Origin of the sequence: Pseudomonas allokribbensis (genome assembly GCF_014863605.1) — a bacterium.
Lineage (GTDB): Bacteria > Pseudomonadota > Gammaproteobacteria > Pseudomonadales > Pseudomonadaceae > Aquipseudomonas > Aquipseudomonas allokribbensis.
The window spans coordinates 3,302,862-3,323,128 of sequence record NZ_CP062252.1 but is presented as its reverse complement, the minus strand read 5'-3'; the positions used below and the strand labels follow the sequence as shown (position 1 = coordinate 3,323,128).

General features: G+C 56.4%; 12 protein-coding genes and 2 pseudogenes. 8 read left to right on the top strand and 6 right to left on the bottom strand.

Annotation, left to right across the window (positions count from 1 at the left end; all coding sequences use genetic code 11):
* Positions 1-15: 15 nt before the first annotated feature.
* Positions 16-466, top strand: a pseudogene (locus IF199_RS15075) (EamA family transporter); the annotation flags it as partial.
* Between the two features lie 137 nt (positions 467-603).
* On the opposite strand, the gene IF199_RS15070 reads toward IF199_RS15075, so the two are convergent.
* The 3 genes and pseudogenes from IF199_RS15070 to IF199_RS15060 all read right to left on the bottom strand — a co-directional run.
* A complete protein-coding gene (locus tag IF199_RS15070) occupies positions 604-1,818 on the bottom strand; it encodes an aldose 1-epimerase family protein (protein WP_192557920.1) in 1,215 nt (404 codons plus the stop codon).
* A gap of 327 nt (positions 1,819-2,145) precedes the next feature.
* Complete coding sequence (gene chrA, locus IF199_RS15065) at positions 2,146-3,504, bottom strand: chromate efflux transporter (protein WP_192560954.1); 1,359 nt, start codon at positions 3,502-3,504, stop codon at positions 2,146-2,148.
* Positions 3,497-3,917 (bottom strand): annotated as a pseudogene (locus IF199_RS15060) (chromate resistance protein ChrB domain-containing protein); the annotation flags it as partial. The gene chrA and the pseudogene IF199_RS15060, both read right to left, overlap by 8 nt.
* A 36-nt stretch (positions 3,918-3,953) precedes the next feature.
* On the opposite strand from IF199_RS15060, the gene IF199_RS15055 reads away from it, so the two are divergent.
* Positions 3,954-4,967, top strand: a complete 1,014-nt coding sequence (locus IF199_RS15055) for a DNA-binding protein (protein ID WP_192557919.1) — start codon at positions 3,954-3,956, stop codon at positions 4,965-4,967.
* Positions 4,968-5,176: 209 nt separating this feature from the next.
* Here IF199_RS15055 and IF199_RS15050 read toward each other — a convergent pair whose 3' ends face one another.
* A complete protein-coding gene (locus IF199_RS15050; protein ID WP_192557918.1) occupies positions 5,177-6,088 on the bottom strand; it encodes a hypothetical protein in 912 nt (303 codons plus the stop codon).
* Between the two features lie 311 nt (positions 6,089-6,399).
* Here IF199_RS15050 and IF199_RS15045 point away from each other — a divergent pair, with 311 nt between their 5' ends.
* The 5 genes from IF199_RS15045 to IF199_RS15025 all read left to right on the top strand — a co-directional run bounded on the left by IF199_RS15045 (position 6,400) and on the right by IF199_RS15025 (position 11,469).
* The gene (locus tag IF199_RS15045) at positions 6,400-7,323 is read left to right on the top strand and encodes an ABC transporter ATP-binding protein (RefSeq protein ID WP_192557917.1); all 924 of its coding nucleotides are present in this window, start codon (positions 6,400-6,402) and stop codon (positions 7,321-7,323) included.
* Positions 7,320-8,054 carry an ABC transporter permease subunit gene (locus IF199_RS15040; protein WP_192557916.1) on the top strand — a complete coding sequence of 245 codons (735 nt, stop codon included), beginning with the start codon at positions 7,320-7,322 and terminating at the stop codon, positions 8,052-8,054. Before IF199_RS15045 ends, IF199_RS15040 begins: the two co-directional genes overlap by 4 nt.
* A gap of 10 nt (positions 8,055-8,064) precedes the next feature.
* Positions 8,065-9,912, top strand: a complete 1,848-nt coding sequence (locus IF199_RS15035) for a GldG family protein (protein WP_192557915.1) — start codon at positions 8,065-8,067, stop codon at positions 9,910-9,912.
* Between the two features lie 341 nt (positions 9,913-10,253).
* Complete coding sequence (locus IF199_RS15030; protein ID WP_192557914.1) at positions 10,254-10,883, top strand: response regulator transcription factor; 630 nt, start codon at positions 10,254-10,256, stop codon at positions 10,881-10,883.
* Between the two features lie 157 nt (positions 10,884-11,040).
* On the top strand, positions 11,041-11,469 hold the full coding sequence (locus tag IF199_RS15025; RefSeq protein ID WP_192557913.1) for a hypothetical protein: 429 nt from the start codon (positions 11,041-11,043) through the stop codon (positions 11,467-11,469).
* On the opposite strand, the gene IF199_RS15020 is transcribed toward IF199_RS15025, so the two are convergent.
* A complete protein-coding gene (locus tag IF199_RS15020; RefSeq protein ID WP_192557912.1) occupies positions 11,453-15,118 on the bottom strand; it encodes a transporter substrate-binding domain-containing protein in 3,666 nt (1,221 codons plus the stop codon). The genes IF199_RS15025 and IF199_RS15020 overlap by 17 nt on opposite strands.
* Before the next feature lie 218 nt (positions 15,119-15,336).
* On the bottom strand, positions 15,337-16,545 hold the full coding sequence (locus IF199_RS15015) for an EAL domain-containing response regulator (RefSeq protein ID WP_192557911.1): 1,209 nt from the start codon (positions 16,543-16,545) through the stop codon (positions 15,337-15,339).
* Positions 16,546-16,825: 280 nt separating this feature from the next.
* On the opposite strand from IF199_RS15015, the gene IF199_RS15010 reads away from it, so the two are divergent.
* Positions 16,826-20,125 carry a hybrid sensor histidine kinase/response regulator gene (locus tag IF199_RS15010; RefSeq protein ID WP_192557910.1) on the top strand — a complete coding sequence of 1,100 codons (3,300 nt, stop codon included), beginning with the start codon at positions 16,826-16,828 and terminating at the stop codon, positions 20,123-20,125.
* Positions 20,126-20,267: the final 142 nt, after the last annotated feature.

Sequence of the window (20,267 nt, the reverse complement as noted above, 5' to 3'; positions counted from 1 at the left end):
CCTGCATGCTGCGGAGTGCAGCAGCGCTTTACCCTGCAAGGTGCTGCGCTCGCCTCCTTGGCCGGTTCCAGCTATGGAGCCTTTTCGGTTGCCATGAAGCGTATGGGGGGGCGGGGGGCTGCACTTCATCCGTCAATTGTTGCTCTTTGGCAGCCTGTACTTACTGTTGCCGGCAGCGGCCGATGGTTTCGTGATAGGAGTGCTGTCGCCGCTGGCGATCGCTGCGCTGCCGACAATCCTGAACTAATTCAGCACCACCAAAGCCATCGAGTATCTCAAGCCATCCCAAGTGCAAGCGCTGAAGCCGACCGGACCACTGTTTGCCGCGCTGCTGGCATTTGTGGCGCTCAATGAAGTACCGCGCGAAAGCCTCTACGCGGGAGCGGCACTGATCATCGTCGGCCTGTGTTTTTCCAAGGAACTGATCCGTTTGGGCAGCAAAGTATCTATCACGTCGACCGAGTGAGTTATTTTCGAACCCTGATTAACTCTATCGTCGCGAGCAGCCCATCGACTGCTCAAGGTCACGCGCTGGCGAACCTTGAGCTAGTCGACGAATTGTTCGAGGCGCTGCAATATCGGCCGACAATGCTCTAGTCAGCGTCACCCCTTGGTCAGATCAACCAACGGTGTCTGCCGCACTTCAGTCTCCCGCCCACCCTGAATCTCGCTTACCTGCTTCAAGGCCTTATCCACAGCCATCTTATCCACCAACAAGCTGTAGCTGATGCGGAACTGCTTGTGCTCCTTCGGCCCGATGGTGGGTACCAGGTTCAGTGGCCGTTGATAACGGCGGTTGTAGGAAAAACTTGTCCCCGGCTCTAGCCCCGTGACATAACCCTGGCCTTGGGTATCGGTGTTTTTCCACAGGGAAAACACGGGCAGTGTTTGAGTATTGAAGCCGACCGAAACGCCAAGGCTGCCGGCCTTGTTGTGCAACACGGTCAACGTATCGCCCTTGGCATCGGCATATGGCACGACGTTGTAAACCGTTTCGTCGTAGTCCTTGGTCGGTGCGCGGTAGGTTTGCCATTCAGCCAAATCGCCCTTGGCTTTGTCGTTGAACGGCGACACCTGTTTCACCGGCGCGGCAAAACGAGCGCCTTGCTCCAGGAACGGGCTGCTGAAGTTGCTGTGGTACAGCGCCTGGTATTCCTTCGGATAGTCACCGTTGTTGGTCAGGGTGTCGTTAAGGGCGAACACTACGCTACCGGGTTCAGTGAACAGTTCGGTGGCGACGGAGAAGTCGACTTTCTTGAACGCCTGCTCTTTCAGTTCACCGCGCAGGGTGATGGCGTACGGTGGCGTTTCATCAATGTGCAGAGTGACTTTGTTCGCCGGAATGTTGGCGGCCCGGCCGTGCAAGGTCAGCAGTTCGCCGTTGTCGACGCCGGGGTGGCCGACCCATTCGTATCCGCAGCGGGTCACCAGTTCATTGAAACCCTCCAGCCAGCCCAGACCACCGCGGCCATTGAGTTCGATGAAGGACGGATTGACCACTTCCTTGACCGGAGAATCCCAGCCCATACGCACATTGCCGACCGAGGCCTGCAAGACGTTCATTCCCCGCGTCGGCACCACCGAGAGTTTCATCGCGCCGTTATCGATGTCGACAATGCTGACGCCCTCCTGCCGACCGCCATGCAAGGTGCGCAGGCTGACGCTGAAGGGCTTGTCGGTTTTCACGTCGAGTTGCTGGCTGGTGATCTGCCAGTTCTGAGCGGCTTTGTCGGTATCGAGCAGAACATAATCCCAGGCCATGGCGTGGGAGGCAGCGGACAGTGCGCTGAGGGCAACAAAGAGTTTGAGAGGGTTCATGGCAGCAGCCTTTCTTGAAGTTGTGCCATTTATATAAACGCGATGAAACGTTTCAGCAAGCTTGATAAGTGACACAACACTGGTAATACCAAGAAAGACTTGGATTTAACCGTAATATTGAGTCGATGCGATGCCGCAAATCCGCCGCAAGCTTCACTGGTTCTTTGGAACAGGTACCCTCAACGCGCAGCAATCGATTCAGGTCACGACCGCCGAAAAGTGGGCTCAGGCAAATTTGGCAATCGCGTGACCAAGAGAGTCGTAGCTGAAAACACTTTGCGGGCATGGCATCGACATGCTGATCGCTGCTTCCTCTGTCAAAGAGCACTAGCGCAGCAGATGCACCGCCAGGCCCACGAGCGCGCAGCCCAGCAACACCTGGATAACGCTCCGCTTGAAGCGAAACAAGGCAATGGCGGCGGATATCGCGATCAGCGCCGAAGGCCAGTCGAGATTGGCGCTGAAGCCTTTTGGCCAAAGGACGTGATAACCAAAGAAGCAAGCCAGGTTTAGGATCACGCCAACCACGGCAGCGGTAATGGCCGTCAGTGGCGCAGTGAACTTGAGTTCATTGTGGGTCGACTCCACCAATGGGCCGCCTGCGAGGATGAACAGGAACGAGGGGAGGAATGTGAACCATGTCACTACGGTGGCGGCCACAGCCCCGGCCAGGATGACCTGATCGGCCCCGAATACCTGTGAGACATAGGCCCCGACAAACCCCACGAAGGCCACCACCATGATCAACGGCCCGGGCGTGGTTTCCCCCAGCGCCAGGCCGTCGATCATCTGTGTGGGTGTCAGCCAGCCATAGTGACCGACCGCGCCCTGATACACATAGGGTAATACCGCATAGGCTCCACCAAAGGTCAGCAACGCCGCCTTGGTAAAAAACCAGCCCATTTGGGTGAAGGTGCCTTCCCAGCCAAAAACGGCGGTCAACACGCCCATCGGTAGTACCCACAACCCGACGCCGATGAGTGCCAGCGCTGTCAGTTTCATCCAGCTGAAACGGGCGTGTTCCGGGGGAGGGGTGTCGTCGTCGATCAGAGCCGGGCCAAAGGATTTCTTGTCGGCGCGATGGCCTCCGGTCCTGAATTTCTCGGGTGCCAGGCGACCGCCGGCATAACCGATCAATGCCGCGCCCAGCACGATCAAGGGGAACGGAACGTTGAACGCGAAAATCGCAGTGAATGACGCCGCCGCTATCGCCCACAGCCAGTTATTTTTCAGCGCCCGAGATCCGATCCGATGGGCCGCTTGCACCACAATAGCCGTCACGGCGGGCTTGATCCCGTAGAAGAGCCCGGCCACCACGGGCACTTCGCCGAATGCGATATACATCCAGGACAGGGCGATCAGAATGAACAAGGAAGGCAGCACGAACAGTGCCCCCGCGATCACGCCCCCCCAAGTTCGATGCATCAGCCAGCCGATGTAGGTCGCCAACTGCTGGGCTTCAGGCCCGGGCAGCAGCATGCAGTAGTTGAGCGCATGTAGGAAGCGGCGTTCGGAGATCCAGCGCCGCCGCTCTACCAACTCCTGGTGCATGATCGAAATTTGCCCGGCTGGCCCACCGAAGCTGATAAAGCCGAGCTTCAGCCAAAACCAGAACGCCTCACGCAGACTGACGGTTTGCGGTCTCGGCAATTCGTTTTCAATCGTGGGTGCCATAACTTTACTCATTGGATTGGTCATCGTTCACAAACCCGGCGAGCAAACCGTCGAAGACGGCACTCGCAGCAGCCAGAAGGTGGTCGTCATGGAGGATGGTTTCGCGCAGCCCCGTGAGCACGCGCTCGACGCCAGCAGCCTCTTCAGGTTGAACGCCACCGACATCGAGGTAGTGCACCAGCGTCGCAATGCGGTTCAAGCCGGAGTCCTGGAGTGCAAAACTGGCTTGCAAAACTTCAAAGCTCACTCGGTTGCCGACATGGCTGAAAGCCGCGTTATCAAAATCGAACCCCAAGGCATCGGCCGGACAATCCTGCGGCGTGTTCAGCCAGAGGAACCGGGCGTCAGGGTCAATGAAACGACGGATAAGCCAGGCGATCAACCCACGGGCGTTTGCGGGTTGCCCAGACACGTCCCCGGTAATCTATCATTATCAGACCTAATTTAACCGGAGGTGGGCCATGGCGGTAGGGGTGCCGGAAAATGAGGTGTTTGCCGCCGCGGATACGGTCTTGGCTCGCGGCGAACGGCCGACGGTCGAGCGCGTACGTCTGGAGCTGGGGCGCGGCAGCCCGGCGCGGGTCGGTGGCTTGCTCGATCAGTGGTGGGAACAGTTGGCCGGGCGCTTGCGCGGCGAGACCCGGCTGCCCGGGCTGCCGGCGGAAGTCGCGCAGGCCTTTATAGCCATTTGGCAGCAGGCGACTATCCTGGCCCAGGGTGTGGTCGAGCAGTCACTGGCTGACCAGCGCCAGGTGCTGACGGAAGAGCGCGAACAGTTGGCCGCGCTGGAGGCCCGAGCCCGCCTAGAAGTCGCCCAAGCTCGCCAGCAGACCGCCGAAGCGCAGACCGCACGGCAGGGCGCGGAAACCCGCCTGGCCGACCTGGAACAACTGCTGACCCAGCGCCTAGCGCAAATCGATGACCTGCGCCAGCAACGGGAAGAACTGCTGGGACAGCGCGACGACGCACGCACGCAACAGATCGAAGTCCGCCAGCAGTTGCAGGACAGTCGCCAGCAGGCCGAGCAGGCGCGCGAGGAGCAGCAGCGCTACACCCGCGACGTCGAGGACCGGGCGTACCGCGAGATCGATCGGGCTCGGGAGGAGAGCAAAGGCCTGGCAGCCCAGTTCAAGGACGCCGGTAGCCGGCTTCAGGCGATGCAGCAAACGCTACTCTCAGGCCAGACCGAACTGGCTGACGTGCGCGAGCAGCGCGCCACCGCCGAGGCACAGGGTCAGGCCTGGCGTGAGCAGTTGGAGCAGGCCCGCCAGGCGTGCCTGGCGGCAAGCGAACAATGTGACGACCTCCAACATACCCTGCAGCGGGTTGAGGCTGAGCTGGCCAGCACCCGCGAGCAAGCTGCCGCGGCACTGGCGCGTGCGGAGGTCTTGAGCGAACAGCTGGCGGCGTGCCACAGCTCTCTCGGCGAGAAGAGCTCACGCCGTTCAGTCAAGACGTCGCCCAAAACCCGCTGAAGTCGCGGGCCGGCAGCCAACGCCGCCTACATCGTCCACGCCTCCTTTGACGTGGCCAGGCGGCGTGCGATCTATTTGGATGGTGAAGCCCGCTCACCTGCTCGCGGACCTAGGGCGGCCAGGTCCGTAGATGCCTGACAGTAGCAGGACCCCGCGCGCGGAGATGGGGAAGTGTTATGCAGCGCTTGCGATTTAGGTATAGAGAGAATCTAGGTTCTGCTAGAACCAAGTTGCAGCGTCTTGAGAATCATGTTGAGTTTGTTCTTCGCATCCTCCAGCTTTTTCAGTTTAATCGATAACTCCATCGCCTTGCGCTGCAATGCTTTTTCACGAAGATCCAGTTCGGACTGTCGTTTGTCTTGTAGTAGTTTCTGTTCGTCATGATTCTGCAACTCTTGCAGTAATAGCTCTTTTTTCTGATTAAAAAGAAGTTCTCTCTCTCGCAGTTGTAATTCTCTGGAGGCCAGAGTTTCTTGTTGAGTTTGATGTTGGTTTTTTTGAAGCGTCAATTGTTCTGCCAGTTCAGAAAACTCATCAAGTGCCGTCTGTACTTCAGTCAGAAAGTGCTCGGCGTCAAGGTCCTGAAATACTGACGCCTCATCGCTTGAAACTTGGGTTTCAGTCTCCTGATCGAAAGACGCCGGGTCAGATGACGTGGCATCTGCGCAAGGTGAAACGGGTGCACCTATTTCAAGGGCGGGCCCCAAGGAAGCTGATGGCTGGAAATTGAAGTATTTAATGATCCAGTCTTTTGCGACGTTCAGGGTGCAATGCTCTTTCATCACGGTTGAGGTCACTGTCTGCTCACTCAAGTCCAGGGGGTAGAAGGAGGAGGCATTGGCCGCGCCAGTATTTCCCGTGACGGCTTCCTGCAGAATCTGCTCGAACACCTTCTGCGCCTCCTGACCGTCTGCCGCAGAAGTCAGGGTGTGCAGGCTGTAACCATCGACCTCTTTATGCAACGAGACGAGATAAACCCGGGAGGCATTGCCATCAACGTCTTCGTTCAGGCTGTAGGCGAGGAAGTTCTGGTTTAGTTCCGGAATCGCAAAACCGAATAGCAGCGCCGCGGTCAAGACGTTCTGCTCATCGTGTTGGATGGAAAGGGTTCGTACCAGCATGTGGGCACCACGAAGTTAAAATAATATGCATGCAAGAATACGAAGAATTGACCTTGTAAGGCTTTAAGCCATTGCTGGCGTTGATGCCGATAAATCGTAAATTTAGTCAGAATTATCTGATCACGGCTGATCCGTCCGGCAACGGTCAGTCGTAATGTTTATTGTCTGCGGCTTATTCAGAATGGTTCGTGGCGTGATTGCAGTTTGCTGTCGAGGCGTTCTCGGGCATTAACATTCGTTTCGGCCGTCGATATATGAGTTGATGTTCGTGACTCAAGGATCACGGCCTTTTTTTGTTGAATTCGGAAGCTATGATCGAAATATCCAAACTCACCAAGCATTTCTCCGGACATATAGCCGTAGACGATCTGTCTCTTCATATCGGGCCCGGAGAAATTCTGGGCGTTTTGGGGCCAAACGGTGCTGGAAAGTCCACCACCATGAAAATGCTGACAGGCTTCCTTGCGCCGACCTCCGGTACAGCGAGCATTCTTGGATTCGATATTCGCAAGCAGAGGCTTTTGGCTCAACGCCAAATGGGGTATTTGCCGGAAGGCACCCCTTGTTACGACGACATGCAGGTCCAGAGCTTTCTCGAGTTCATTGCCAGCATCCGCGGTTACCGTGGAGCAGAGAGGCGCGAGCGCGTAGACCGGGCGATAAATCTGCTGGAGTTGGGGGGCGTTTGCGGACAACCCATTGAAACACTGTCCAAGGGGTTCACTCGTCGGGTCGGACTGGCTCAAGCGATCCTGCATGACCCCAAGGTGTTGATTCTCGATGAACCCACCGACGGGCTCGACCCGAACCAGAAACACCAGGTTCGCGAGCTGATCCAGGGGCTGGGGCAGGACAAGACGGTCATTATCTCCACGCATATCCTCGAAGAAGTCTCGGCTATGTGTAAGCGTGCCTTGATCATCAGTAATGGCCGGGTCTTGGCAGATGGCCCGCCTGCCGAATTACAAAGTCGCTCTCGTTATCACCAGGCCGTCACTCTTCAGGCTGACGAGCCACTGGATTTACTGGCCCTGGCAGTGCTACCAGGCGTTGCCGGGGTCGAAGAGAACAAGGAAGAGCAGAGCCTCACGCTGCTGGCCCGGCCGGGTGCGGTCATTTTTCCTCAGGTCAATGCGCTGGTGGCTGCTCGGGGATGGCGGTTGAACAGGCTGGATCTGGAGCAGGGGCGTCTCGATGAGGTCTTCCAGCGTTTGACTCGAGGAGAAACGGCATGAAGCAGTTGCCGGTGATTTTCAAGCGTGAGTTGGCCAGCTACTTTACGTCGCCGCTGGCCTACGTATTCATCGAAATATTTTTGGTCCTGTCCGGCGTCCTCACGTTTTACCTGGGCGGTTTTTATGAACGCAACCAGGCGGATCTGGCGCCTTTCTTCGGCGTTCATCCCTGGCTTTACCTGATCCTGATTCCGGCGTTGGCCATGCGCCTGTGGGCCGAGGAGCGCAAGTCCGGCAGCATAGAGTTGCTGATGACCCTGCCGGTTTCCTGTTTCGATGCGGTTGTCGGCAAGTTTCTCGCGGCATGGGTTGTGGCCGGTATCAGCCTGGTCCTGACGTTGCCCATGGTGATCACCGTGAATTATCTCGGGGACCCGGACAACGGCGCGATTCTCACCGCCTATCTGGGTAGCTGGTTACTCGCCGGGGCTTATCTGGCGATTGGTTCCTGCATGTCGGCTTTGGCCAAGAGCCAGGTCATCGCATTGATTCTTGCCTTGGTGGTGTGCTTTGTGTTTGTCGCCTGCGGTTTTCCTCCGGTGCTGGATGCGCTTAATCCGTGGGCACCGCAATGGCTGCTGGATCTGCTGGTCTCGCTGAGTTTCCTCACCCATTTCGATGCGATCAGCAACGGCGTGATCGATCTGCGCGATCCGCTCTATTTTGTCAGTGTGATCGTGGCTTCGCTGGCGGCCACCGTCGTGGCTGTCAATCTGAAGAAAGCCGAATAAGGAAGAACTCATGAAGCGTGTGATGTATTCCGGTGTCGGCCTGTTGCTGATTGCTTTGCTTTTTCTGGCGTTCAACGTGGGGGTCGGCAAGTGGCTCACGGATGTTCGCCTGGATCTTACCGAGCACAAGCTTTACTCGATAAGCCCGGGCACCCGCCAGATTCTTGCCAATCTTGAGAAGCCCATAGACCTGCACTTTTTTTATTCGGACAGTGGCTCAAAGGAACTGGTGCCACTGCGAGGCTACGCCTTGCGTGTCGAAGAGCTACTCAAGGTCTACGAGCGTGAGGCCGGAGGCAAGCTTCGTCTGCACATCATTGACCCACAGCCGTTTTCCGATGAAGAGGACCGGGCGAACGGATTCGGTCTTCAGGCAGTGCCTCTGAGGCAGGGTGTGGCGCCGGTTTATTTCGGTCTGGTGGGGACCGATTCACAGAATAACGCCCAAGTGATCCCGTTCTTTCCCCCAGAGCAGGAAGAGCGGCTTGAGTACGAGATCAGCCGACTGATACAAACACTGCTCCAGCCACAGCGGCCGGTGGTGGGGCTCCTCTCCACCTTGCCGATCAATGGTGGTTTCAATACGAGCATGCAACGCAAAATCGAACCCTGGGTGCTGGCCCAGGAAATTCGGCGGGAATTCGAACTTCGGGAGCTGTCGGCCGAAACTAAGGAGATACCGCCTGAGGTCACAGTGCTGATGCTCGTGCATCCGAAGAAATTGACGCAGTCGACGCTGTACGCCATCGATCAATTCGTGTTGCGTGGCGGCAAGCTATTGGCCTTTGTCGACCCGCTGAGCGAACAGGATCCCGGCGAGGAGCACTTTGGGATTCCCAGCAAGGACAAGTCGTCGGACCTAGCCCCGTTGTTCAACGCCTGGGGTGTGCAGATGCAGCCGGGCAAGCTGCTGGCGGACGGCTCCTATGCGCTGTTCGATAGTTCAGGGGAAGGAGGGCGCCCGATTCCCCGACCTTTCACCCTCGAACTACCGCAGGCAGCGCTGAGTCAGGAAGACCCGAGCACGTCTGGATTGGAAAGCATCAGCCTGACCACCGCCGGAATAATCGAGCCGGTAGACGGTGCTACCACGCGATTTACTCCGCTGATGCACAGCTCGAATTACGCGATGCCATTGGAGGTCAATCGCTTCGAAAAGACCGTCGACCTCGATCGGCTGATGCAGGAGCTTGCGCCTCATAGTCAGCGCTACGTCACGGCGGCGCGAATTCAAGGGCCTGCGACGTCGGCATTTGCCGATGGCATCGAAGGACATCGAAACGGCCTCAAGCAGGCGCAGCAGATCAACGTGATTGCAGTGGCCGATACCGACCTGTTGAGTGACCGGATGTGGCTGCAAACTCAAGACTCCAACGGCAGCGCCGTGCGGCATCCCTGGACGGATAACGCAAACTTTGTGCTCAATGCACTGGATAGCCTGAGCGGGTCTGATGCCCTCAATAGCCTTCGCTCCCGTGGCCGCTACAACCGTCCCTTTGTTGTGGTGGAGCTTATGCAACGCAAGGCCGAAGCGAGTTTCAGAAAAAAGCAGTCGGCCCTTCAGATGCGCCTCGATGAGACCGAGCGCACGTTGGCGCAGTTGCAGGAGCAAAGAGCAGACAAAACCCAGGCGCTTGATGCTGAGCAGCAGTCGACGGTCCGTCAGTTCATGCAGGAAAAAATGCGCATACGTCAGCAACTGCGTGAGGTGCAGTATCAATTAAACGTTGATATCGATGCGTTGGGGAGGCTGTTGAAGGTCGTCAATATTGCCCTGGTTCCGCTTCTGCTGACCGTGTGCATGCTGGTGGTATGGAGCATTCGGCATATTCGCCGGGTGACGAGCCTGCGTCGCTAGCGTTTTGGACTGAGCTAGCGTTTGTAGGATTTATCTGATGAGCGGGCTCGTATTATCTGAGAGGGTATGTCGAAACGTGCAGTTTTTGCCCAGTCGCTATTTGGGTAAGATTTTCTCCGTTCCCCAGAAATCAAGTGCAGAAGTTAATCTATCCGCCGATTAAACATGGCTACGATACGCACCCAGCTTATTTTTCTGGGCGACGATTCGTCGGCCCCTTATAGTCTTGTGTGGTCGCGCAAGTGTAGGGAAGTATTCTCTGCGCTGGAGGTGCCTGGATTTTGGACTACGCCTTCGACATTTGCAGACAACAGACATCGATTTTTTAGGGAAAACTGCACATGGGAAGCATAGTGATCGTTGATGATCATCCTCTGATCCGTTTGGCGGTGAAGATGATGCTGGAGAAAGAAGGTCATACGATCATGGCCGAAGTAGATAACGGCTCGGATGCATTGGAGATCGTGCGCAAGCTTCTGCCCGATCTGATCATCCTCGATCTCAGTATTCCCAATATGGATGGTTTCGCGGTGATTTCTCACCTCAAATCCATCGGTCTGGCGGTGAAAGTCCTGATCCTGACTTCGGGCGACTCGCGTAATTTCGCCATGCGCTGCCTGCAGGCTGGAGCGGCCGGATTCATCTGCAAGGACGATAACCTGGATGAGCTGGTGGGGGCGGTCAAGGCGGTGTTGTCGGGGTACTCTTATTTCCCGGAGGACACCATTTTCATGCTGCGGGAAAACGTCCAGGCGGCAAACCAGGAAGGTACCCTCATTGCACAGCTTTCCGACCGTGAAATTACCGTGTTGAAGCTCCTTGCCCAAGGGCTTGGCAATCAGGAAATCGCCGAGACCCTGATCATCAGCCACAAGACTGTGAGCACTTATAAAGTTCGTTTGCAGAGAAAACTCAACGCACCCAACCTGGTGGCGCTGGTCGAGTTGGCCAAGCGCAACGGCGTTGCGTGATCAGGGCTCGATTCGACCGCGCTTCCCCGATCGGCAAGCGATCAGATAATTCCGCGTGATTTGTCGATCAATCCTTAGGGGGGCGAATATTCTGCTGACATTCGGCCTGGCGGCATTTGGATAACATCAGGTATTCACTTATCCATGGCTCGGCCTGATGTTGATCAACGAAACCGTCCATCCAAAATTCATCTTGTATAGCCAATCCCCGGGACTGCTGTTGCAGTACTGGGCTTCGCTGAATGCCCTTGGAATCTACAACGTAACGCCGTGCTCTATCTGGGCAACCCTCATGCAGCGTCCGCCATCAGATGATCGCTACGATCTGCTGCTGTACGACCATTCGGGTGTCGAGGAGTCTCTGAGCGATGTGTTGCCACGTCTGGCTGAGCGACGGTTGGCCCGGCAGATCATTGTGTTGACTCATATCCATCCTGCGCCCCGTCGTCGATTGTTGGCCTGGGGAGTGGAGAAGGGCATTGCGCTGCTCGATGTCGCCAATCCACCGATGGACAGCAAGACCTTGCACGGCCTTCTGGAAAAGTGGGGTGCCGGTCGCCAGCCATCCCTCAGTCGATCAGGCTGAAGCTGCGCTCCAGTTCAATCATGGCCTGCTCTACCTGGGCAGCTTTTTCCCCAAGCCCCGCCAGGTCGCTGGAGCAGGCCTTTTCCATTTCCCGACAACGGGCGATTAACCGCTCGGCCTTTACGACGCTAGCGGCCCCCCTGATCCGATGTGACAATTCGCAAAGTGCCTGGATGTCTCGTTTTTGCAATAGCAGATGAAGCGTTCCCAGGTCCTGTCGATTATTGCTCAGCAATTCGCGCACCAGTTCCTGAACCAGTGAAGCATTACCTCCGGCCAGTCGACTCAAGGCGTCGATGCCGTTACGGTGCTGATTGTCTTCGGTATTCGCCAGCCGTTGAGGTTTGGCAGCGTCGTGTTTTTGCGTTGGCACGTGGCTGAACGTGAACGAGGACAGGTGCGCCTCCAGCTCATCCAGGCTCATCGGTTTGATCAGACAGTCATCCATGCCGATCGAGAGGTAACGCTCGATGTCCACTTGCCGGGCATCGGCGGTCAAACCCAGGATCACTGTCGGAGTGAGGCCCAACAGCCGCTCTTCCTCGCGCACCACCATGGTCAGCTGTGCCCCCGTCATGACCGGCATATGGCAGTCGGTGATGATCAGATCGCAGCGAAGATCACGCCATGCCGCCAGGGCGGTCTCGCCGTTCTCGGCACCTACCGCTTCATAGCCGAGGAACAGGAGTTGCTGAAGGAGCAACTGGCGGTTCATGACATGATCATCGACGACCAGTATCCGCCTCGGACCATGACGCGCTGGCACATTGATCGACGGGGGCGAGGGGACAAGTGGCGGTGCCGCGTCGAGTCGTGTCAGTGTGAGACTCACCTCGAACTGTGTGCCGCTGCCTGGCGTACTGGTCATGTGCAGCGTGCCGCCCATCATTTCGCACAGCGAACGGCTGATGACCAGCCCCAGCCCAGTGCCGCCTCGTGCGTTCATCGGGTCCTGGTTCACCTGCGCAAATGGACGGAACAACCGAAGTTGATCTTCCAGCGAGATACCGATTCCGCTGTCCTCGACCTGCAACGTAAGAGCAAGGCTGAACGGTTCAACCAACTCGCCGCCTACGGTGATTTTTACGAAACCTTCGCGCGTGAACTTGATGGCGTTGCTGACCAGATTGGACAGCACTTGCTTGAAACGCAGTGGATCGATGAGCACATCACTGTTGATGTTAGGGTCAACGTCCAGAATCAGCTCCAGGCCCTTGTGCCTGGCCGGTCCATCGAAAATCCGGAACACCGACTCCACCAGTTGCCGAGGATTGCTGCGCTTGGGCGCAAGGCTGAGGCGACCGGACTCGATACGCACGATATCGAGAATGTCGCCAATCAGCTCCAGCAGGCTGTTCGCAGCCGTATGGGCAGTTTCGATACCGGCACGATCGAGTACACCCTGGTCCGCGCGCTTCAACGTCAGTTCGAGGGTCCCGATGACAGCGCTCATCGGGGTACGGATTTCATGGCTCATCGTGGCCAGGAAGGTGGTTTTGGCACGACTGGCATCATCGGCCTGAACTTTTGCTGAGCGCAGTTCCTCAATCAGCGAGTGCTGCTCTGTCGTGTCAAGCCAGCCGCAGATAACGCCCTTGATGGTGCCGCCCGAATCGCGGAATGGCTGGATCCAGTGGTCAATCCAGATAGTTCTGTCACCCAGGGTGATCTCGCAGCATTGCCGGATCGTATCGCCGCTTTCCATGGCGAGCAGGTAGTTCCGATGGAAGTCCGAGACGGTTTCGAAGCAGTCGATGGGCATTTCCATGGCGGTTTTTCCGAGTATGTCGTTCAAGGAAAGGCCAAGGGCTTGTTCATAACTTCGCGTGCAGGAAAGCATACGACCTTGCTGATCACGCACGTAAACCGGTTGCGGCATGGCGTCGCTGAGTGTTTGCAGAAACTGCAATTGATCATTCAATGCCTGTTCGGCGGCCACACGTTTTTTGATCTCCCGACGCAGGAAAAAAACCTTGAGCAGAATCATCGCGACCACTGTTAACGCCACCGCGATGATTTCTCCAATCACCTGGCGATAATCTCGCCAGGTCTGGCCACTCATGGCGGTATTGGCGCGCCAGCGATTGGTGATCGAGTTCATGTCGTCGGGCGGGATACTCAGAATCACCTTGTTCAAAATCGACTGCAATTCGGTATCGCTGCGGCGCATGGCAAAGTTGTTGGTGGCTTCGTTACCGCTCGTGATTCCTGCGATCTGCAAGGTATTGTCGTAGAGTCGACTGGTGTAATAGCGCGCGGAGGAGAGCGACATCATGGCTGCATCGGCCTTGCCTTCGGCCACCATGCCGAGCGAGTCCAGCGTGGTTGCCGGTGTAACAAGGCGGATGTCGGAATGCTCGCTGCGAATCTGTGCAATGACAGCCTGGCCCTTGGCGATGGCCAGACGCTTGCCTTGCAGGCTTTGAAGTCCGTTGAATGTCTTGTTCGCCCTGGAGGTAACCACGGCAAATGAACTGCTGGCAAAGGAGTGGGTGAAGCGCAAAAAGGTTTCCCTTTCCGGTGTAGGTATCAACATCGCCAGGTCGGCGTCTCCAGCTTTCAGAGCTTGTTGAAGATTGTTGAAGCTGCCAGTGCGCTCAACCTCGAACTGCAACCCGGTACGCAACGAAATGATGTCGAACAAATCAGCGACAATGCCGTTGAAATTGCCGTTGGCGTCAAAAAAGGCGGCGGGGGCCAGGTCATCGTTGACGACCATCCGGACCACCGGATGCTCCGCTATCCATCGCTGCTCCTGGGCACTCAAGGTCACTTTGTCACCGGACAGGACAAAGCCACCGCCAGCCCAGCGTTTGATGATGTGGGAGAGCTTTGCCTGGCCCAGCGCATCAATGCTGTTATTCAGGATTTGCAGCAGACGCGTATTGTCCTGCTTCACGGCGAAGCTGAAACCATTGGAGTTCATATCCACTGGTCGATCGAACTTCACATAATTGAAAAAGCTCTGGTTAATCATGTAGTAGGCCGAGAGCGAGTCACCCAGATAAACGTCGACCTGCTCAAAGGCCAGCGCCGCCATGGCTTCGGTCTGTGACTTGAATCGCAGCAGTCGAGCTTGCGGAAACAGGTTCCGCACCTCCTTGAGGGACCGATAATCTTCGGCCATGGCGATCGTCGTTCCGCTCAGATTTTTGGGAAGCAAGCGACTGTCGCCCTGGCGACGGAAAATGGCAGGAGAGTCTTCCGCATACGGGCGACTCAACACCACGGAGTAGGCGTCAAGTTCAAAGTTGTTGGCGCCGCTGAGCAGATCGATTTTTCCGAGTCGCAGCGCTTCGAGCGCCTCGGCCCGATTCGTCAGATTGAGAACGCTGATTTCGATGCCCAGTTGTTGGCTGAGCAAAACAGCCACGTCAGCGCTGATGCCCTCATAATCACCGTCGCGATACACGATATCCAGTGGCGGGAAACTTGGTAGAGCGACCCCAAGCGTCAGCTTGCGCTTGTGCCTCAGCCAGGCCCAGTCCTCTTCGGAAAGTTGTATGTCCTGATGCTCTGAAGAGAGCTGGCTCAGCAAACGGAGGTGCTCAGGTGTCTTGGTCGCGCCCCAGGCAGAAATAGTGGGCAGCAACAGGAGCAGGGCGCGTAGCACGAAGGAAGGGCGGAGCAATGAGCCGGGTTTGAACATGGGAGTTACCAGAGTGAGGTCAGGAGCCCGTCACCCTCCTTGAGGGCTTGCTGTCACGAGAATGTTCACAGCGTGTTGGCACGACGCCGTCTATGGATAAACAACGTGGCCTTAAGGTAACGAGCACACAGGTTGCAAATAGCTGATTAAAAGTCGAACGAGCCTGACCTGAAGGGCTTCAGATGAGATACGTGGCAGGTGATTTGAGGGAGTGGCGGTCAGGTCGTAAACAGGTAATCACGCATGCTGCGTTCAGCGTCCAGGCAATATTGGTAAAAATGCGCTCCGGGCATCGGTCGTGCCAATCCATAACCTTGACCAATGGAACAGCCCATCCGGCGCAATTGATCCTGTTGTTTCGACGTCTCCACGCCTTCGACCACGAGTGACAGACCCAGGGCATCGGCCAGCCTGACCGCGCTTTTGATGACGGCGCGGTGATCAGGGCGCGACTCAAGCTCGCGCACAAAGGAACCGTCCAGTTTGAGTTGACTGAACGGAAGGTCGCACAGTCGTTGCAGTGATGAATAACCACTGCCGAAGTCGTCCATTGCCAAGCCGCATCCCATCAATCGCAGGCGTATCAGGTTTTCCAGGCTATTGGCCGTAGCATTGACCAAACCTGTTTCGGTGATCTCGAAGAGTAATCCGTGGGCGGGTAACCCAAGTTCACTCAAGGCTTTTTCAACCTGATCGACAAAGGTTGTGGAACCCAGCTGCGTGGCGTGCACATTGAACGCTAACTCAACGGGCGGGAGGAATGGCGACAAGGTTTTTTGTAGCATCAGTCCTTTTTCCAGCAGCCGGGCGAACAGTTTGTCAATGAGGTGATGGGCTTCGAGGGTCGACAGAAAGTAGGCGGGTGACAGAATTCCCAGCCGCGGATGGTTCCAGCGTGCAAGGACTTCCGCGCCTTTGAGCTCGCCGCCGTTCAGCGTAATTTTGGGTTGATAGTAGGGCTCGAATTCATCGTCATCGAACGCCCGTTGAATTTCCGCAATGGAAGGCGGAGCATTCAACTCAGGTGTCAGGGGCTTGTCGCTGCCAGCACGATAAGCATCAAGGACTATCTGTATCTGCTCGACATCGTTGGTTTGCCCCAGATTCCCGAGCACTTGCATGCCAAGGCAAGTGATCATGGAGTGGGCCGCGCTGCGCAGTGAGGCGTCCATTTGACCTGTGATCAGAATGGCTCGGGCCAAGCGGGCTTTGCTGACCTCGCGCAGGAAGGTCAAGCCATCCCTGCCGGCCGTGCGCAGATTACAAATCGCGATATCGACTCCGCCGCAGCGATGCAATCCTTCGAGCGCTTCCTGGCCGGTCGAGGCTTGATGTACTGGCCCCGGTTCGAGCGGTTGTAAAAGCGCGACGATACGCTGCCGTTCACAGTGCTGTGCGTCGAGTACAAGAAAGCTGATGGGCTGCATAACGGGTCAACCGGAAGTAAGCGATGGACCTACCTTGAAGGAAAATCGCCTGGGTGACGATCAGCGCTTTCCATGTGAACTCTAGGATTTATCCTGTCGATACTTAGGATTTATCGCAAAACCCGTTAATCTGCTTACACTGGGTTTGTTTCAGGCTATATGGCGACAGCCGGGTTGACGGGGAGAAACACAGCATGCGCCTGGCGGCAGACAGCCGCGTGGCGAGCCCGGTTGCTTAATCGTCGACAGGGTGAAACTGATAATTTGAATTGGGCTGTCCATGAAATCCATTCGTTCCAATCTGCGCAAATTGTCCAGGTCTTCGCTGCGCTTTAACTTTATTTTGTTGTCTTCATTTCTTCTGACGATTTTCTTTTTTGGTGCCAGTTATTGGGCCATCTACAAAGTGCTGGAAACACAACGGATAAAGGTTTATTACCATTATTTCAGAATGATCGAGGCGATCCACGAGCACGAGCTTTTCCTACTGCAAGTCATCCGGTCGACCTCCGCGTCCTACCCGCCGGTTGTGGAGGCGATGACGTCAACCATCACCAAAGTGGAGTCAAGTCATCTGGCGCTTTATGAAGTGGCCGGAGGAGCGCGCCGCGTGCCAGCGTTTTCTTTGGTGCTGCCCGATTCTGTATCAGAAGATGCCCATCACTTGGTCACATCCCGGAAGTTGGCATTGGGCATGATGCTGTCGAACTTTCACAATGGATTCTGGAACGACTCACCTTATTCAGCGCCACAGATGTTCTTGCTGGACCTCAACAGTAAGCTTGGAATGGCTATCCCTGCCATCGAGCGTCGGGCTGGACGCGGCGAAACGGCCCGTAACGGCCTTCTACGTGTTGTTGAAAGGGTCAGTCATGCCGTGCAGGACAATCCACCGGACCCCGACGCCCATCGAGTGTATTGGCGTCCGGGTGAAGCGTTTCTGGGAAGGCATAATCAGGAAATGCTTGCCTACGTCTCGGATAGGGTGCCCGATGATTCCTGGGTTATGAATGGCGCGTCTCCCCGGGTAGTTGCTGCCACGCTTTTCGAGTTCAACAGCGTCTATGATTACAGCCCACTGCTGCAAACCCCGATTTTTGATTCACTGGATCTGATCTCTCCAGACGGGGTGGTTTTGCTCGGCTCCGGCAGCTCGAAGTCTGACTATGAAGACGGCATCTATCTCACTTGGAAGGGGCTGTTGATCAAGCGAAGTTCCGGTTCCGAGAACAGCTGGCACGCCCTGTACCACGTGGGCTATCAGCAACTTTTCCAGGACGCCAAATGGCAGTTGCTCAACGTGGCGCTACTGCTCATCACCTGCGTGGGATTGGGCTGGTTGCTGCTGCGCTGGCAACGGCAAAACATCGTCAAGCCTGCCGATCAGTATTACGGTTCTCTGGTCAGTCGTAATGAGTTCAGCCAGGGCATCATCCAGGCAACACCTGTGGCACTGTGCGTGATCAAGGAAAGCGGCCGGCAAGTGGTCATGCAAAACTCTTTGGCTTTGCAGTGGCTTGGCGAGCAGGACGATCTGGTGCAGCTGACGCGTGACTGGCACATGTTCGAGGACGGCAGCCCGGTCTATGGTGAAGCTTGCGCCATGATCGGTTCGCTCTGTTTACATGCGCGGTTTGCACCAACGACCTATCAAGGTGAGCCCGCGTTGCTGTGTGCGTTCATTGATATAACGGCCCATAAAGAGGCCGAGTCCGAGCTGGTGGTTTCCCGAAATAAAGCACACGCCGCCAACGCGGAAAAAAGCCGCTTTCTGGCCACCATGAGCCATGAAATCAGAACCCCGTTGTATGGAGTCGTCGGAACTCTGGAGTTGCTGGGGCTGACGCACCTTAGTCAGCAACAGGAAGGCTACCTGCGAACGATCAAGGGCTCGTCCAGCATTCTGCTGCAACTGATCAGCGACATCCTTGATCTCTCGAAGATCGAAGCCGGAGAAATGTCGCTGGACCCTGGGCACTTTGCGCCGCTGGAGGTGGTGGAGGAGGCGCTGCGCAACTATTCGGCTATCGCCGATGGCAAGGGACTGATCTTGTACAGTTGCGTTGACACGGATCTGCCCGGGGTTGTTCTGGGCGACGGCATGCGGGTTCGTCAGATCATCAACAACCTGCTGAGCAACGCCATCAAGTTCACCCAGACTGGCAGGGTAACGCTTCACTTGAACGTGCTCGGGCGCGAGGAAGGGCGCGTACGCCTTCAATGGCAGATCATCGATACGGGCGTGGGGATTTCCAAAGAGCAGCAAGTCAATCTGTTCGAGCCGTTCTTTCAAGCCAGTAACCAACCGCATGCTTCGAGCGGTGCCGGGTTGGGCTTGTCCATTTGTTTCCAACTCAGCCAGATGATGCAGGGAACTCTGGAAGTGGTCAGTGCGCCGGGTTTGGGCAGCAGTTTCAGTTTTGAAGTGGAACTGCAGGAAGTACAAAGCAATGTCCAGCTTCCAGAGGTCGTCCAGGCCGGGAATGCAAAAATCCATGTCCGTTCTCCGGCGCCCGAGTTCACCAGCGATATTTGCCAGTGGCTCGAGATGTCGGTGGGCAACGTCGTAGCTTGGGACGAACAGACACAAGAGCCGCCGGACCGGACCGCATTGCTGCTGGAGTTATTGCCAGAGTCGCTGCCCCCGGTGGATTGGCAGGGCCCCCGGATCGTGGCCGGGCATGATGCCAGTGTTCAACCGCTGCTGAGTGAGCACAGTTGGCGGGTCAATGTGCATAGCCGTCTGGGTGTGACCCATGCCGTGATGCTGGCGCTGGGTTGGCCGGTGACATTGGCCATCGCTTCGGATTCGGACCGCCCGGAGGGAACACTCGGCTTGAAGGTCTTGCTGGCGGAAGATCATCCGGTCAATCAGGCATTGCTCACCGAGCAACTGGAACAGCTCGGCTGTTCGGTTACAGTGGTCGGCAACGGGCAGCAAGCTCTGGAATACCTGGAAGATGCCGAGTTCGATGTGGTGCTGACGGACGTCAACATGCCGGTAATGGACGGCTACGAATTTGCCGAGCGGTTGAGACTGAACAACCGTACGGTGCCGATTGTCGCTGTGTCCGCCAATGCGTTACGGGAAGAGGGTGATCGCTGTATCGCAGCGGGAATGAATGCCTGGCTGACGAAGCCCATCAGTCTGCATGCCCTGTTTACCTGTTTGAGGAAGGTAACCGAAGGAAAAACGGTCAGGGGCGAATCAAGGAGTCCAGCCAGTTCACATCCCGACGCAGAAAACCTTCTCTTGTTACCGGAGCGCATTCGCACTCTGTTTGTCAGCGCAATGGAAGAAGATCTCGATGCCATGCGCGTGGCCATGGGCCGTAAGGATAGTGAGGAAATCATACGTCTGCTGCATCGTATTCGCGGGGCATTATCTGTTGCCAGAGTGCCCAGCCTAGTAGCAGCCAGTCGCGAGATAGAAACTGCTTTGAAAGAGGAGGGGGCGAGCGTCTCATCAACTCCTGATGTGGAATATCTGATAGAGCGTCTCCAAAAAATCACGGACCGACTTACGGATACAAATCAACCTGTCGCACACGTCGGGGAGCCCCTCCGGCGACCGGAGTAGAACACTCTGATACTCGACTCGAGTAGATGGACTTTCTGGATACAACCGAAAATGGCCTGTCACGCATTCGCATGACAGGCCATTTGTCCTATTGGGATGTGTAGCGAAAGTTAATTACGGAAGTCACGACCGATCAATGGTG